Origin of the sequence: Niallia sp. RD1, from assembly GCF_024219955.1 — a bacterium.
Taxonomy (GTDB): domain Bacteria; phylum Bacillota; class Bacilli; order Bacillales; family Cytobacillaceae; genus Niallia; species Niallia alba.
In genome coordinates this window covers 3074648-3092348 of the sequence record NZ_CP100420.1, presented here as the reverse complement: position 1 = coordinate 3092348, position 17701 = coordinate 3074648, and the positions used below count along the sequence as shown (strand labels likewise).

At 36.9% G+C, this 17701-nt stretch carries 9 protein-coding genes and 1 CRISPR repeat array; of the genes, 2 read left to right on the top strand and 7 right to left on the bottom strand.

The window, feature by feature from the left end; translation table 11 throughout:
• Nucleotides 1-133: 133 nt before the first annotated feature.
• The 3 genes from NKG37_RS14690 to NKG37_RS14680 form a co-directional block, all read right to left on the bottom strand.
• On the bottom strand, nt 134-988 hold the full coding sequence (locus NKG37_RS14690) for a carbohydrate ABC transporter permease (protein WP_169188249.1): 855 nt from the start codon (nt 986-988) through the stop codon (nt 134-136).
• Nucleotides 989-1007: 19 nt separating this feature from the next.
• A complete protein-coding gene (locus NKG37_RS14685; RefSeq protein WP_254414857.1) occupies nt 1008-1976 on the bottom strand; it encodes a carbohydrate ABC transporter permease in 969 nt (322 codons plus the stop codon).
• Nucleotides 1977-2239: 263 nt separating this feature from the next.
• Complete coding sequence (locus NKG37_RS14680) at nt 2240-3118, bottom strand: AraC family transcriptional regulator (RefSeq protein ID WP_254414856.1); 879 nt, start codon at nt 3116-3118, stop codon at nt 2240-2242.
• 655 nt (nt 3119-3773) lie between these two features.
• Here NKG37_RS14680 and NKG37_RS14675 point away from each other — a divergent pair.
• Both NKG37_RS14675 and NKG37_RS26115 read left to right on the top strand, forming a co-directional pair.
• Nucleotides 3774-4996 (top strand): IS3 family transposase gene (locus NKG37_RS14675; RefSeq protein ID WP_254414855.1). Its coding sequence is split into 2 segments (ribosomal slippage): nt 3774-4062 and nt 4062-4996, totalling 1224 coding nucleotides; the frame shifts between segments, so codons are not numbered across the junction.
• Between the two features lie 45 nt (nt 4997-5041).
• Entirely contained in the window at nt 5042-5167 is a 126-nt protein-coding gene (locus NKG37_RS26115; RefSeq protein WP_263479876.1) for a hypothetical protein, read from the top strand.
• A gap of 45 nt (nt 5168-5212) precedes the next feature.
• Nucleotides 5213-14706: direct repeats of the CRISPR family, unit length 32 nt; unit sequence ATTTCAATCCACGCACTCATAAAGAGTGCGAC.
• A 157-nt stretch (nt 14707-14863) separates the two neighbouring features.
• Here the strand turns inward: NKG37_RS26115 and cas2 are convergent.
• Genes cas2 through cas7c form a run of 4 tightly spaced genes read right to left on the bottom strand, consistent with a single transcriptional unit; the run spans nt 14864 to nt 17699 of the window.
• Entirely contained in the window at nt 14864-15154 is a 291-nt protein-coding gene (cas2, locus tag NKG37_RS14670; protein WP_254414854.1) for a CRISPR-associated endonuclease Cas2, read from the bottom strand.
• A gap of 7 nt (nt 15155-15161) precedes the next feature.
• Entirely contained in the window at nt 15162-16193 is a 1032-nt protein-coding gene (cas1c, locus tag NKG37_RS14665) for a type I-C CRISPR-associated endonuclease Cas1c (protein ID WP_254414853.1), read from the bottom strand.
• Complete coding sequence (cas4, locus tag NKG37_RS14660; protein WP_254414852.1) at nt 16190-16849, bottom strand: CRISPR-associated protein Cas4; 660 nt, start codon at nt 16847-16849, stop codon at nt 16190-16192. The genes cas1c and cas4 overlap by 4 nt, the downstream gene beginning before the upstream one ends.
• A complete protein-coding gene (gene cas7c, locus NKG37_RS14655; protein ID WP_254414851.1) occupies nt 16839-17699 on the bottom strand; it encodes a type I-C CRISPR-associated protein Cas7/Csd2 in 861 nt (286 codons plus the stop codon). Before cas7c ends, cas4 begins: the two co-directional genes overlap by 11 nt.
• Nucleotides 17700-17701: the final 2 nt, after the last annotated feature.

Sequence of the window (17701 nt, the reverse complement as noted above, 5' to 3'; positions counted from 1 at the left end):
GTTAAACAATCCTCAAACCATTGGCGTGTTTGTCAAGAGCGATTGCGGCGCATCTCCATCCAGTAAATAGGAGAGAAACTAACCCTTTAGGTAGTTTTCATAAATCTTTTGACACTACCTTATTTAAAATCTCCTACTCTCCTTTAACTCCACTTAATGCAATACTTTGGATAATGTATTTTTGCAAGAACAAATACACGATGACAATTGGTAATACACTTACTGTTGCTAGAGCCATTGTTAAACCACCTAGACTAGAGCCATTTTCCAGCGAGAAACTTGCTAAATAAAGAGGAATCGTTTGTAAATTTAAATCATTAATAACAACTAATGGCCACATAAAATCATTCCAGCTCCATATGAAGGACAAAATGACCATCGTCGCTGCTATTGGACCTGCCAGTGGCAAATACACACGGAAGAAAATTTTGAATTCTCCAGCTCCGTCGATTTGTGCCGCCTCTCTTAATGTATCTGGCAGCTGGTCAAAAAACTGTTTACATAGAAAAATAAGCATTCCACTAATAATAGATGGAAGAATTAATGGCCAAAAAGTATTTAATAGACCAAGTTTATTGAAAAAAGTATATAAAGGAATTAACCGTGGCTCCATTGGAATCATTAATGTACAAAGGACAATCACAAACAAAATTCTTTTTCCCTTGAATTTTCCTTTTGAAAATGCATACCCCGCCAACAAAGAAGCAGATACACTCAAAAAGACAGAACTTACAGTAACAATGGCGGAATTTATATAAGACTGGATAAGTCTCCCATTTTCAAAAACGATGCCATAGTTAAAAGATGAAATAGCCTCTGGTATTAACCTTGGTGGAAAAGGCATGACTATATTAGCAGTTCGATCAAACCCTACGCTAATCATCCATACAAATGGAGCCATTAAAACAATCCCAAAAAAGAATAAAACAAAATATTTAATAACGGATGTCATTCTCTCCAACTTTTTCATTGAGATCGTATTTTTCATCGTCTCCCTCCCCACTAAGTTAGATTTTCATTTTTGACATTTTTAAGTTGATAAACGTAAATATTAAAATAATAATAAACATAATATAGGTGGCAGCTGACGCGATTCCAAATTCAAACCCCGTAAAGCCACGCTCATATATAAATGCTCCCATCGTTTGGATAGAACGAGCAGGACTTCCATTTGGCCCCCCAATTACATAGACCTCATTAAAACGTTGCAGGGCTCCAATCCAACCAGTAATCAGTAGAAAAGCAAAGGTTCCTGTCATATTAGGAATCGTAATAAACAGCCATTGTTGAAATCCACTAGCTCCGTCAATTTTAGCTGCTTCATACATTTCAGATGGGATTGCTTGAAGGTTAGCAAGACATATAATGATAACAAAACCAATCCAATGCCAAACAGCCAGCAAGATAACTCCCCATTTAGAAGTGCTAGGTTCAGAAAACCAACCTGGCGTTGGCAATCCGATGGAATCTAGCGCAAAATTAACAATTCCCATTTCCGGATGTAAGACAAATTGAAAGATCATTGCTGCAGCAACAATGGAAGTAACATTTGGCAAGAAGTAGATGACTTTAAAGAAGTTCTTCCCTTTGCCAACAGAGTTAATTAAGGTAGCAAAAATGAAGCCTAATGGAATCGTAATTATAACTTGAAATATTCCGATAAAGAAAGTGTTCCACACAGCATTCCAAAAAGGTCCTGATGTTAAAACAGTACGAAAATTATTTAGGCCAGTAAAAGTTTCAATTGTACCATTCGATTTGAAAAAGCTTAATCTAAATGATTCTAAAACTGGATAAACCATAAATAACAAAATCCCTAAAAAACTAGGAATTAAGAAAATATACCATGTCCATTGTGTGGTTCTTTTTTTCTTTTTCTTCCTAGTTGACTCCATGTAAACCCTGGTTTTCACACTTGCTTCCGTCGTCGAAACATGATTGTTTTCCATAAATTCTCCTTTCCCTAATGGATTCATTTTTACTTTTCCTAATTATGACAACGCTTTCAATTTTATAGAAATATTCACGAGATAATTACCTATTTATCTCGCTCACCCATTCTATAAACAAACTAATTAGATTCCCTAACGAAGTAAAATGGTTATGTTCCCTTCTGATTCCATTGTATGAAAGTTATCTATTTTTAACGTGGATAGAATTGTGTAATCTGAAGAAGAAATTGTTTTTTATTGCTCTTTTAAATAATCATATTATGTAGAGACATTGTGGGCGAATTAGCTTAATTCGTGTTTTTCATACGAATTGCTGTGCTATTACGGTATTCTGTAGGAGTTAGTTTCATTTGTTTTCGAAAAAAACGACTGAAATGTGAGGAATCTTCAAATCCTGATTCGAGAGATACTTCAAGAATCGATTTGTCTGGATGGATCTCCAGTAAATATTTGGCACGGTTTATTCGACAGCTCATGATATATTGCATAATTGTATATCCTGTTACATCTTTAAAAATTCTCGACATATAATACTTGCTAATATTTAAATGATGAGCAATATCATCCAATGTGATAGGCTCACAGAAATGTGTATCAATCCATTCAATCATTTTTTTGACATGAATATTTTTATCAGATTCAGCATGAAAATTATGTTCAAGCTGCTGCTTACTTAACTCATAAACCCTAAATAAAAGCTGCATCAGCATACTTGTTAATTCACCAATTTGAAATCGATTTTCGACTATATTTTCTTGCTTAGAGCTTTTCAATTTCTCCGCCATTTTCTTTATTAACACTTTTACTTCAGCAGATTTTTCTTTGTCTTTTATATGGAATAAAGTATTGCTTAATTGGTTAAAAGGAGATAACAATTCTGGAACATTTAAATTATTCAAAACCGGTCGCAACCATTCAGAAGAGAACTCAATAACACTTCGCTCATAAGGAATTCCTGGTTCAGGATAAGCGCGATGCAACGTTAATCCATTCATAATAATTAAATCATCTTCTTGTAAACGATAAATACGGTCTCCAATTAAATATTTACATTCCCCGCCATGAAAGTAGTATATTTCATACCTATCATGAGAGTGGTAACTAAAATCTTCATAGCTCTCCACCTTATCCATTAAATGATAAGCAGCGATTATTTTTTCCGTCATCTCTAACTCCCCCTTTTTAAAGCGGTTTCATAAATGGTCAAAATATAACTTGCTAATAACGAAAGACATACCCTTGTCTATAAATTATTTCACCTTTTGATTTTTTCTCTTATTTATTCTCTATTCTTATGATAGTAACCTTTTAAAATTACAAAAATAATGATTTCAATTGGTTAAAACGAATAATCATAAATTGTATCACTCGTTTCACTTAGACGGTTTAGAAGTCATTGTAACAAATTCTCCTTTATTTCTATTGCGTTTAGATAAAATGTACTCTTGAATGTGTATCTTTATATCTCCTTACGTTTTGCAGCAGCACTTGAAAATCCCCAGTACCCTGCGTATACTATTTAAATATGCCTCATTATACTGGATATCTTTATTATAAAAAATCTGTGTCTACTTTTTAGTCCAGCATCAAGATTACTAACATTAAGAGCGTCTCACTCATAAAGAGTGCGACGAAAAATTCTTAGAGATTTATAGTAAGACAATGATTTCAATCCACGCACTCATAAAGAGTGCGACAAAACCAGTCCTACGATTGTTTCTAGCGTACTTATATTTCAATCCACTCATAAGCCCCAAAATGAACTTGGACAATAAGAGTAATATTTATTATACTGCTTAATGTACCAAGGAGGCTGACATCATGAAACGAATAAAACATTCTAAAGAATTTAAATTACAAGTCATCAAGGAAGCCCAAGACACAGGGAAGAATACCCTTGTAGCTCGCCGGTATGATCTGAATCCCAATATGGTTAGTCGCTGGGTTCGTGAATACAAAGATGGTAAATTTGGTGAAGTAGATGTGGCTGTGCTGCCAGATATAGACTCCAAAGAATTATCCAAAGAAAATGAAAAACTTAAAATGTTATTAGGTGAAAAAGACCTTGAAATAGCGATCCTGAGGGATCTTATAAAAAAGAAAAACCCTCACTTGCTGAAAAGCATGAAGTAGCTAACAAATGGATTCAAAAAGGCTACTCGATTTCAAAGGTGCTTAAAATCATAGGTATTCCTCGATCCACATACTATTATCAAAAGAATTATCGTGTTGAGGAGAAAAAAGTAAGTGAGGGACGTCCAGCACCAGGTTATTCGATCCAAGAGGACGGTCAAAAGATATCAGACGAACAGATTAAAGAATTTCTAATAGAAGAGATTGCCGGTGATTGCTATAACTATGGTTATCGCAAACTCACTAAGGTCTTAAGGCGAAAATACAAACTTAAAATTAACAAGAAAAAAGTATACCGGATTTGTAAAGAATTGGGCATCTTACGCCCACAGCGCCAAAAGAAAGTCTCATACCCTAGGAAACTAGCAAGAAATCGCATTATTACAAGATCTAATCAGCTATGGGAAGCTGACATTAAATATGGCTTTATCGAAGGTGAGGATCGCTTTTTCTTTGTCATGTCCATCATCGATGTTTATGACAGGGGCATCATTACCTATCATATGGGATTAAGCTGCACTGGAGATGATGTCAAACAGACACTGAAAAGGGCATTATTAAAACGCCAACAATATGATGAATTGGAAAAACCTGTAATCCGAACAGACAATGGACCGCAGTTTATTTCCCATACTTTTGAAAAGTTTTGTGAAGATTCCAAAATTGAGCACGAAAGAATTCCACCAAGAACACCAAATATGAATGCTCATATTGAGTCTTTCCATCGCATTTTTGAGGACGATTGCCTATCCAGATGGCAGTTTGAAACCTACACAGAAGCATATCAAGAAGTCATGAATTTTATGGAGTTCTACAACGAGAGACGTATGCATTCTAGTATACTAGATTTGTCACCAAAGGAATTCTATCAAAAACAAGATTCATTGGTGATCAAGGAGGTTCGAGTGTAATGGATGTATTCATTCAAAGCATCAGCTTGATTTGGAGTGGCGGGCATGATAGCCTCGTTCGGCGATGCCAATGTTGTAAAACAGCTGGCTTCTTGGCAGGAGAATCATGCCCGCAGAGGCTCCATGTCAAGCAACATGGCCTTTTTGAAGAATAATGAAAGAAATCTATAAAATAAAAAACTGAGGAAATGAAAGAATAAGAGAGTTATTGTCCAAAATTCGGGGGTTAATCCGATAAAGAGTGCGACGGTGAATTGATTAGTAATAATTTGAGTTTAGCACATATTTCAATCCACGCACTCATAAAGAGTGCGACTGAAACATCTTCTGATTCTTATGTTTTTTTTACATTTCAATCCACGCACTCATAAAGAGTGCGACAACAAAAAGGATTTGGTAGCAGAGGGGATTCTTATTTCAATCCACGCACTCATAAAGAGTGCGACAGGGTGGGGCATTTTTTAACAGGGGTGAATTATATTTCAATCCACGCACTCATAAAGAGTGCGACAAACAGGAGACACTACCGTAACCTCTTTGTTAAATTTCAATCCACGCACTCATAAAGAGTGCGACTTCAACAAACTCTTCATTTGTTATCATTTCTAAAATTTCAATCCACGCACTCATAAAGAGTGCGACATAAAAGAGCTTTACAAGCTTGTTATGAGCTTGTTATTTCAATCCACGCACTCATAAAGAGTGCGACGTTATCTTAATCCTTTTTCTAATAAGTTTTTGCTATTTCAATCCACGCACTCATAAAGAGTGCGACTGTATCACTTAGAAATCACTGGTCAAGGTTGTAGGATTTCAATCCACGCACTCATAAAGAGTGCGACATATAACCTCCTTCCCTCATCGCAACCATTGACATTTCAATCCACGCACTCATAAAGAGTGCGACCCAAGGTGGCTCACCTTGTCGGGTTTGTTAAGGATTTCAATCCACGCACTCATAAAGAGTGCGACGTTGATAAAGGTAAATCAGTACAATCATACAATATTTCAATCCACGCACTCATAAAGAGTGCGACCTTCTAAATGCCATCTTTCGAAATTCGATTTTTATTTCAATCCACGCACTCATAAAGAGTGCGACAATTTTTAAATAAGTAGGAGACGAAAAATAATATATTTCAATCCACGCACTCATAAAGAGTGCGACACAATACGAAACCCCGGATTAGCACTTGCTTTTGATTTCAATCCACGCACTCATAAAGAGTGCGACGTTTGTATAGATCATTAAGCCTTTGTCTTGTAGTTATTTCAATCCACGCACTCATAAAGAGTGCGACGCTCATAAACATCTATCGCAATATCTGCACCAGTAAATTTCAATCCACGCACTCATAAAGAGTGCGACCGGTTCGATAGTTGGTGGATCGATAAAGATTTTTGATTTCAATCCACGCACTCATAAAGAGTGCGACAGTTATTCGCGATGACAATAGCACTGTTACAAGAATTTCAATCCACGCACTCATAAAGAGTGCGACCTCTTTCTCTGCTTTTTTGGTTTCTTGTCCTTTTATTTCAATCCACGCACTCATAAAGAGTGCGACTATTTAAAGTTGCTATTAATGCTGCTGTGGATGATATTTCAATCCACGCACTCATAAAGAGTGCGACTGATGTTAATGTATCGAATGAATCTTTAATTGTTATTTCAATCCACGCACTCATAAAGAGTGCGACAACAATGTGTTTTGGAAGAATAAAAGGGTACTCGGAATTTCAATCCACGCACTCATAAAGAGTGCGACATGGAAACTGTAAATAATCAAATTGGGTTTGTAATTTCAATCCACGCACTCATAAAGAGTGCGACCATAATCTTAGTATTAGTGTTTGTTAGTTTGAGAATTTCAATCCACGCACTCATAAAGAGTGCGACGGATATCCAGATGCAAAATAAGTACCTTCACTAATTTCAATCCACGCACTCATAAAGAGTGCGACCAGTTGGACATTTCTAAAATGATTAACGTGTTAGAATTTCAATCCACGCACTCATAAAGAGTGCGACGGGAGAAATTAATGCATGGGGCTATTAGACAACAAATTTCAATCCACGCACTCATAAAGAGTGCGACTTCTTCATTCCACAGTTTCTACATTCTCGAAGATTTCAATCCACGCACTCATAAAGAGTGCGACGAGATACCTAAGTCAATTCCTAATATGCGATTAATTTCAATCCACGCACTCATAAAGAGTGCGACAAAGAAGGTGAGGAAATGATCTGGTGGATATCAGATTTCAATCCACGCACTCATAAAGAGTGCGACTATTACATACATAAAGCAAACGATCTCCAGTAGATTTCAATCCACGCACTCATAAAGAGTGCGACATAGTAAACATGAGTGCCATAACCACTGTTTTTGATTTCAATCCACGCACTCATAAAGAGTGCGACATTTTTCCATCTTCTTGAATTGAATATTCTTTGATATTTCAATCCACGCACTCATAAAGAGTGCGACAAAACAAAAGTATATGCAACAAATTGAGGAATTATTTCAATCCACGCACTCATAAAGAGTGCGACTCCATTTAACCACCTATTACTTAAAACTACTTTTAAATTTCAATCCACGCACTCATAAAGAGTGCGACAACATATGTAGATAGTGCTTGGACTACTGGCTTATTTCAATCCACGCACTCATAAAGAGTGCGACGTAAATATAGGGGGCATAGTTTACATTTTTATGATTTCAATCCACGCACTCATAAAGAGTGCGACGGGATAAGATTTCCTTTATACAAATGTTAGGGAATTTCAATCCACGCACTCATAAAGAGTGCGACTAAATCCTCCTTAGTGATTATGATATTTTCTAATTATTTCAATCCACGCACTCATAAAGAGTGCGACTGTATCAACTACATTCGAATAGTTATTCTTACGATTTCAATCCACGCACTCATAAAGAGTGCGACCCTATCCTGATAGCTGTATGTCCCTGCTTGAAAATTTCAATCCACGCACTCATAAAGAGTGCGACGTTCTTCTGCTCCTACATCGTCTATAGCGACCTTAATTTCAATCCACGCACTCATAAAGAGTGCGACCTTCAGATTAGTTTCCTTAGAAATTCGTCTCATGATTTCAATCCACGCACTCATAAAGAGTGCGACAACGCAGCAATTACGAGGTCGATTCGTTCGAGTATATTTCAATCCACGCACTCATAAAGAGTGCGACAAAGAGGTTGGCTTCTATTTCGTATTTATCAGTAATTTCAATCCACGCACTCATAAAGAGTGCGACCTAAATCTATGTCTACATTCTTCGGCATTTTTTTATTTCAATCCACGCACTCATAAAGAGTGCGACCGCATAGGAATGCTCAATAAATTGTTTATCAAACATTTCAATCCACGCACTCATAAAGAGTGCGACCCTACATATTCATTAATAACTTCATCAGCGATAAATTTCAATCCACGCACTCATAAAGAGTGCGACTGGATCCAGCGAAGAGGCGTTTATGTAGTAGTAGATTTCAATCCACGCACTCATAAAGAGTGCGACCACTTATTGATAGGGGGGGCATTGAAATAATTTGATTTCAATCCACGCACTCATAAAGAGTGCGACAACACTGTCTTTACCATCTAAAGTAAAACTAGAATTTCAATCCACGCACTCATAAAGAGTGCGACGAAACAAAATTTCGTCTATCGTGTTCGACTGTAACTATTTCAATCCACGCACTCATAAAGAGTGCGACTAGATTACTAGTTGCAGCAGAAAGATCATTTATCGGTAGCATTTCAATCCACGCACTCATAAAGAGTGCGACGTGCACGGATCCAAATTAAAGCAGATGGTGATTTGATTTCAATCCACGCACTCATAAAGAGTGCGACATAATAGTGGTCAATTCATACTGATAAGGAGCATATTTCAATCCACGCACTCATAAAGAGTGCGACCTTGATGGACTGATTCTATTTTTCTTCTGTTTTGAATTTCAATCCACGCACTCATAAAGAGTGCGACAATATACACAAGGCGAGTACCGTAATCCCAATAAATTTCAATCCACGCACTCATAAAGAGTGCGACATTCTTTTACTTCTCCATTAGTACCATCTTTAACAATTTCAATCCACGCACTCATAAAGAGTGCGACTTTTCCATCTATATAAATAGAAGGTTCTATCTGTATTTCAATCCACGCACTCATAAAGAGTGCGACTTTTTGGTGGTCATATATCAGCTTTAACGTTGGAATTTCAATCCACGCACTCATAAAGAGTGCGACCTCTTCTTCTTGTTTTACAAATTGACCATTTATTTTATTTCAATCCACGCACTCATAAAGAGTGCGACAGAAATATTAGGTACTGATAAACCAATAATAAGAATTTCAATCCACGCACTCATAAAGAGTGCGACCTTTATGGCAACTCTTAAACCTTTAGGGTAATGAATTTCAATCCACGCACTCATAAAGAGTGCGACCTTTTTCAAACTCTCGTTCTTTTTGTTTTACTTTATTTCAATCCACGCACTCATAAAGAGTGCGACGTTTGGACATAGTACAAAGCGTTCTTTCCTATCAATTTCAATCCACGCACTCATAAAGAGTGCGACATCGGCAATCATACCTTTATCTACAAACTGTTCTTATTTCAATCCACGCACTCATAAAGAGTGCGACTTGTAAATCCCTATATTATTATTTGTGCTCCTAATTTCAATCCACGCACTCATAAAGAGTGCGACATTATAGAAACTCTATTAGATAGTGACCAAATGATTTCAATCCACGCACTCATAAAGAGTGCGACAGCTAAAAAGGGGTGTTTACTTTGCATGAGTGAATTTCAATCCACGCACTCATAAAGAGTGCGACTTTTCTTAGTTCTTCTTCCATTGCGTTAAATGCTTATTTCAATCCACGCACTCATAAAGAGTGCGACTTTCTCTACTCACAAGGTTTATGGTGGAACGGAATTTCAATCCACGCACTCATAAAGAGTGCGACGTTCTGTTGGTGAAATTAGATTACGGATAAGTCATTTCAATCCACGCACTCATAAAGAGTGCGACAATATTTACTCATTTTTAAATCTCCTTTTCTAATATTTCAATCCACGCACTCATAAAGAGTGCGACTGATAATTCAAATATAGATGTAGTACCTAGTGTATTTCAATCCACGCACTCATAAAGAGTGCGACTCATAGTCATAATTCACTTCTGATGACCCCTTGGATTTCAATCCACGCACTCATAAAGAGTGCGACTATATTATGTAGATTTCGTTCCCATCGTTTATTCAATTTCAATCCACGCACTCATAAAGAGTGCGACCAAAGGAGTAAATAAGATGCCTAGTATTTGCACTATTTCAATCCACGCACTCATAAAGAGTGCGACTGTCTTTTATTGTCGAAATCATAACTTTATTGTCATTTCAATCCACGCACTCATAAAGAGTGCGACAATAAATTTGTTTGTGCTTATTTCGGATTACCATTTATTTCAATCCACGCACTCATAAAGAGTGCGACTTAGAGCGTGACTATAGGCTTCTGAATAGGTGCTATTTCAATCCACGCACTCATAAAGAGTGCGACGTCTCTTTAAGTAAAGTATACCATTTGAGATAGATTTCAATCCACGCACTCATAAAGAGTGCGACAAGGAGAGATAAATATGACAAGGTATCCTAGTAAATTTCAATCCACGCACTCATAAAGAGTGCGACGATATTTCTTTTACCCATTCAATTAAATTATAACTTATTTCAATCCACGCACTCATAAAGAGTGCGACGGTGAATATAGGGGGGCATAGTTTACATTTTTATGATTTCAATCCACGCACTCATAAAGAGTGCGACTGGAATAGGTGACGATTTAGTACACTTAATAATAATTTCAATCCACGCACTCATAAAGAGTGCGACATCTTCATATAAGTATTCTCGTTTCTTCCAATCGATTTCAATCCACGCACTCATAAAGAGTGCGACGTTTTATATTGATTTGTTGGATTCCCGTTTATTATTTCAATCCACGCACTCATAAAGAGTGCGACTGGAATGTTACGTTTGAATATAATCGAGATTATATTTCAATCCACGCACTCATAAAGAGTGCGACACAAAGGAGGGGTAAAGGATGAAATACGTAGTTTTATTTCAATCCACGCACTCATAAAGAGTGCGACAAGAAAGAAAAACCAATTATTTTAACTAGAATTTATTTCAATCCACGCACTCATAAAGAGTGCGACTATTATAGTCACATAGCACGACAAAGCTATTTCTTATTTCAATCCACGCACTCATAAAGAGTGCGACTCTATTGGATGCTGCAAAATAACGAAAAAGCGAAAATTTCAATCCACGCACTCATAAAGAGTGCGACTTTTGCATATTTAGATCACATCCTAGAGATATGATATTTCAATCCACGCACTCATAAAGAGTGCGACATTAACTCGATATCTCGCTCTCCTAAATCGATGAATTTCAATCCACGCACTCATAAAGAGTGCGACTTCGCTCGTTGTTTAAGTATCCAAAGTAGATTATATTTCAATCCACGCACTCATAAAGAGTGCGACAAGCTGGAGACGAATTGTATTTTATATTTTTCTTATTTCAATCCACGCACTCATAAAGAGTGCGACACTTTCTCATGAAATTTAATGTTTTCGGTAGTCGATTTCAATCCACGCACTCATAAAGAGTGCGACTTCGGTTCCCGATCATCCTTTAAAATCGTTGTTCATTTCAATCCACGCACTCATAAAGAGTGCGACTGATGAACGTGGGCATGGTATAAAAGATGTTGTTATTTCAATCCACGCACTCATAAAGAGTGCGACATCCTTATCCGGTTAGGTTTATAAGGTAAAATATAATTTCAATCCACGCACTCATAAAGAGTGCGACGGAAGGTTCCCTCTGCTCCGTCGGCATAAGGTACATTTCAATCCACGCACTCATAAAGAGTGCGACATTTACCTTTCTTTTATTCGATCACCAAAAATGTGGTACATTTCAATCCACGCACTCATAAAGAGTGCGACACCTTTAACCAGCTACGAGCATTATTCGAAAGTATTTCAATCCACGCACTCATAAAGAGTGCGACGTTTTAGGGGGAAGTGCGCTTTTTTATTTGTTCGGATTTCAATCCACGCACTCATAAAGAGTGCGACGGTTAGGATTAGATTCAGTTTTTGTTTATCTGATATTTCAATCCACGCACTCATAAAGAGTGCGACAATTACAAATTAGTTATTAATGCTACTGATACCATTTCAATCCACGCACTCATAAAGAGTGCGACTGTGGCAAGGGGCAGGTTCTACAACAGTAGCAATATTTCAATCCACGCACTCATAAAGAGTGCGACACATGGGCATGAGGATTATTTTGGTCATCTCTATATTTCAATCCACGCACTCATAAAGAGTGCGACTCTTTCATATCATTGTTTTTTAATGCAGCAATTTATTTCAATCCACGCACTCATAAAGAGTGCGACGAGAAAGACAAGCCCTTATACTTAGGTATCTTGGGATTTCAATCCACGCACTCATAAAGAGTGCGACCAAATGACATTGATTTTGGAGATTATGTACAAATAATTTCAATCCACGCACTCATAAAGAGTGCGACTAAAAAAGGTCAAAAGGCTTGGAACGATGGTATATTTCAATCCACGCACTCATAAAGAGTGCGACGATTAAACTTTATCAAAATTACGATTCTAAAATATTTCAATCCACGCACTCATAAAGAGTGCGACCTACAGCATCATTAAAACCTTTTGCTAGTTCTTATTTCAATCCACGCACTCATAAAGAGTGCGACAAATTAGTGGTAAAGCATAGTGTGTCTCAGTTTGATTTCAATCCACGCACTCATAAAGAGTGCGACAGGACGACGGAAGTACTCCTGCTAATTCTCAAGAATTTCAATCCACGCACTCATAAAGAGTGCGACTTTCGAGAGTTTTCCTCATACATTTGGGATGAATTTCAATCCACGCACTCATAAAGAGTGCGACGGTATATCCCATATACTTGTCGGATACCTTTCTGTTATTTCAATCCACGCACTCATAAAGAGTGCGACTAGTCGCTACATCATTAGCACTTGATACCGTTATATTTCAATCCACGCACTCATAAAGAGTGCGACAATAGTGTCATGGTCTATCATCTTACAGTTTTGAATTTCAATCCACGCACTCATAAAGAGTGCGACTAATCAAGATTTCCTTACTCACAAGTTCACTTGATTTCAATCCACGCACTCATAAAGAGTGCGACTTAAGTTTGCTAAGTTCTGTCAGCACTTTTAGTTATTTCAATCCACGCACTCATAAAGAGTGCGACTTTTGTGACGCTGATGAATATATGTACCTTACGATTTCAATCCACGCACTCATAAAGAGTGCGACTCTAAAAAGCTGTATACCTTATCAGAATCCATAAAAATTTCAATCCACGCACTCATAAAGAGTGCGACATGGACATGGTAGAAAAAGCTTGTATGGACGTTACAATTTCAATCCACGCACTCATAAAGAGTGCGACGTTTTCCAGTTCTTTATTAACTGTTTGCATAGATAATTTCAATCCACGCACTCATAAAGAGTGCGACGATTAGCGCGGATGGTGGTATCTAATATTTTGGATATTTCAATCCACGCACTCATAAAGAGTGCGACGTATGCTTGCCTTGCTACTTTCGTTATTTCTTCTTATTTCAATCCACGCACTCATAAAGAGTGCGACTTCGAGTCTCTGGATCACGTTTATATCTATCATAATTTCAATCCACGCACTCATAAAGAGTGCGACATTCCATAGTATCTTCTTTAGTCGATGTAATCATATATTTCAATCCACGCACTCATAAAGAGTGCGACGCTGTAGGAACTGCCATCCGTTACCCCCCTTTCATATTTCAATCCACGCACTCATAAAGAGTGCGACACTCTGGATAATCTTTTAATTCTTTTATGTGATATTTCAATCCACGCACTCATAAAGAGTGCGACTTCATTCGGATTGTTAGTAAATACTCCCGATGTCATTTCAATCCACGCACTCATAAAGAGTGCGACAGCGGGAACGCGCCCACGAAACCCAAGTTACTAATTTCAATCCACGCACTCATAAAGAGTGCGACGGGGCATGTAACGGTTATTGACGGTTTCGCATCAATTTCAATCCACGCACTCATAAAGAGTGCGACCGTTCGTCAAACAGATTCTACACCTCGTACGGTTATTTCAATCCACGCACTCATAAAGAGTGCGACTAGTTTGCTATTCGCAAGGGTTAAATCGTCGTTCATTTCAATCCACGCACTCATAAAGAGTGCGACACTAAACGCCCATCTTTTTAAACCGTATATAATGATTTCAATCCACGCACTCATAAAGAGTGCGACGGGAAAACCAAATGCGGGAGGTGTCATCGTACCATTTCAATCCACGCACTCATAAAGAGTGCGACTTGCCATCCAATACAAATCACGCAACGTTACTTTATTTCAATCCACGCACTCATAAAGAGTGCGACAGTAAAGCAAGTGCTATTTGGTCAGCTATTAAAGATTTCAATCCACGCACTCATAAAGAGTGCGACGTTTCTTTACCGTCCACAATTGATTGCTTACCTTTATTTCAATCCACGCACTCATAAAGAGTGCGACAGCGTTTATTTTACATATAGTGTTAATTTACACACAAAAAACGCTATTTTCCTAATTACGTTAGGAACTATAAAACTTTGCTAAAGAAGAAAGCGAAAAACGAAAAGAAATCAAGGTGCGAAACCCTTAGTGGATTTATGTTAGCTTTAAATTCGCACTACAATATTAACGGTCCCTCTATATCCAATGAAGCTTTTGCTCCAATATGAGTTACCTTATTTTTATAATTATTACCTAATTGATAAAAACGGAGACTATCGCTATTCTGATCAATAATACCAGTTAATTCTATTTTAAGCGAAGTAAACTGAGTTGCATCTACTATACATTCAAATACCGAATTTTGAACCCTTTGTCCGTAATTTTGACAAACTTTGGCTACCTTTCTCAGTCTTTTTCGCCCACTACTGGTTGTGGTACTTACATCATAAGTAATTAAGATGAGCATTTTACACCTACTTCCACAGAAAGGATGGATATTCATCCAAATCCCCACGTAAATATCTAGCTAACAATAGGGATTGGGCATACGGAACTAATCCCCATTGAATTTTCTCACCTAAGTATGGATGTGTTATTTTTTCTTGTTTTTTGCTTTGCCAAGCCGTCAAAAATTTTCTTCTTGCATCATCTGTCATTAACACCGAGCCATTTTCTTTTTTTATAAAATCTTTTTTATTAAAGATCTTTTTATTTATCAATGATAAAACAAATTTATCAGCATATATGCCCCTTAATTCTTCCATTACATCCAATGCTAGAGATATCCTCCCTGGTCGATCTCTGTGTAAAAATCCGACATAGGCATCCAACCCGACACTTTCTAAGGCAGCCCCAGTATCATTGGCAAGCAACGTATACGCAAAAGATAGCATTGCGTTTACATTATCAAGTGGTGGTCTTCTTGACCTTGAACGAAAGAAAAAATCTTCTTTTTGTTGCAAAATCATTTCATCAAAAACTCTATTGTAACTGATTGCTGCTTGCCCTTCTAAACCTCTTAATCTCTCTAAATCTTCACATTCTCTAACTTCTCTTATTAAAGATGACAATTGTTTAGAAATACTTTTAAATTTAGCTACATCTATTCTTAATGGATAATCTCTTGTCATTCTTTCTAAAATCCATTTACTATTATATATTTTTCCTGCAATAAAATTTCTTGCTATTCGAGCTGAAGCAACTTCATCTGATGAAACTTGATACTGTTTTTTTCTCAAAATCACATTCCCGTTACTTTCACCAATAACTCTAGCAAGAAATCGCCCAGTAGAAGATAAAAATACAATAGAAATATTCTTTTTAGAGCAATATCCCATAAGTGCTGGGCTTGCTCCCTTAAATCCAACCGTAATAACTGATTCCAAATTATGCAAAGGTACTCTTCCTATTTTCTCTTGATCTCGTATTAAAACTATATTATCGCCATCCAAAGACAAATACACATCTGGTTGAGTAATATATAACGAGTTTAATAATCTCTTCATTCAAATAATCTCCCATCTAAATAACTCTTAACCGAACGTTTATGCATAATATTCGGCAAGCAAAGATCCTGAAGAGAACAACTTTTACAGAAAGAACCAGTTTTCACTTTTGGGGTATAAGATTTTTTATAATACTCATACATTTCACTAACTATTTTTCTTAATTTCATCTTATTCTCTTTAGTAATAGGAACTCTCACTCTATGTTTTATCTCATTATAAAAGATATATCCTTCTGTTACTTCGCAAAGCAGCATCTCTTCTAAGCAGAGTGCCTGGGCAGTTAATTGCATAATATCTGACTCATCTGTTTTTGGCTTTCCCCTTTTATATTCGATCGGATAAGCTAGATACTTCCCAACTTCATTTGTTAATTCTACTCCTTCATCACTTCGGACAAATTCTACCACATCACATATTCCCGTTATTTTTAATTCATTTGATCTAACATGCATAGCTCGGACAACCAGTTTATCTCCTCTTTTTTCTCGAATAAAAGGTTGATCCGCTTTCTTATGTAATGCATTTCCTTCAACAGTTTTCACATTTTCTTCCCATTGTTGTTCAATATGTATTAGAGCCCATTGCCTTCTACAGAAAAGAAAATGTTGTATCCCTGAAAGCATTAAATACTGGTCTTCCTCATTATAGTCCATCCATAATCTCTACTTTCAATCCTTCTAACTCTTCTACGTTAATATTATAATGCTGAGCTTCTTTTGGTTCATCAACATTTGGTGTAACTTTAAGTAAACGGTGAACTTTTGCAGAAGAATACTGACCAAGTTTTGAATTATGTTCCCACCAGCATACCTTTAAAACTTCCATGCTGCCTTCCGGACGAGCTGAAGAAGAATCATTTTCAAACAAAGTCACTAAAACATTTTTTATTTTTTCAGCATCTTCATGAGTAAAACCAGTTTTCTCCGCTAATTGGGTATTTATACTACCATAAAACACATATACGCCAAAATCCACTCGATGTTTCATTCCCATTGTATCTGAGCCTTTTGTTGATCCTGGCTCGGAATTCACACTTTTTGTTATTTGCATGCTAGTTATGTCAATGGGATTAACACTTGTTGCAGTGTGTATAGATACCGGTCCTCTTACTCCTACAGACACACCTTTATCAGTTCCTCCTTTAAAAGCGAATACTTGTCCAAAACTACGAACATCAAACCAAGCTTTGCATGCCGATTCCGCAAACAACTCATTTTTATTATTTTTTGCTTTTAATGCTTGCTTTAATTCTTCATTAGCATCTGCTCTTTCTCTTAAACTACCAAAATCATCTACTTTTTTATCATTGGATTGTACGAAAACAGTTTCCCCCATGTCTATCAAGCGATTACGAATTTTTCGTTTAATCGCTACATCGGAAATTTCTCCAAATCCGTCATAGTTTTGTCTGGGTCTATTACCATTTAATGGATCCCCATTTGGATTTGCCTTTGTAACAGATAGTACTACTGCAAAATCAATTTTATTCTCTATACTTGCCATTT

Bases quoted from the DNA above. Each gene is read 5' to 3' on its own strand.
- NKG37_RS14690 (WP_169188249.1), bottom strand. From the start codon at position 988: ATGAAAAATACGATCTCAATGAAAAAGTTGGAGAGAATGACATCCGTT.
- NKG37_RS14685 (WP_254414857.1), bottom strand. From the start codon at position 1,976: ATGAATCCATTAGGGAAAGGAGAATTTATGGAAAACAATCATGTTTCG.
- NKG37_RS14680 (WP_254414856.1), bottom strand. From the start codon at position 3,118: ATGACGGAAAAAATAATCGCTGCTTATCATTTAATGGATAAGGTGGAG.
- NKG37_RS26115 (WP_263479876.1), top strand. From the start codon at position 5,042: ATGATAGCCTCGTTCGGCGATGCCAATGTTGTAAAACAGCTGGCTTCT.
- cas2 (WP_254414854.1), bottom strand. From the start codon at position 15,154: ATGCTCATCTTAATTACTTATGATGTAAGTACCACAACCAGTAGTGGG.
- cas1c (WP_254414853.1), bottom strand. From the start codon at position 16,193: ATGAAGAGATTATTAAACTCGTTATATATTACTCAACCAGATGTGTAT.
- cas4 (WP_254414852.1), bottom strand. From the start codon at position 16,849: ATGGACTATAATGAGGAAGACCAGTATTTAATGCTTTCAGGGATACAA.
- cas7c (WP_254414851.1), bottom strand. From the start codon at position 17,699: ATGGCAAGTATAGAGAATAAAATTGATTTTGCAGTAGTACTATCTGTT.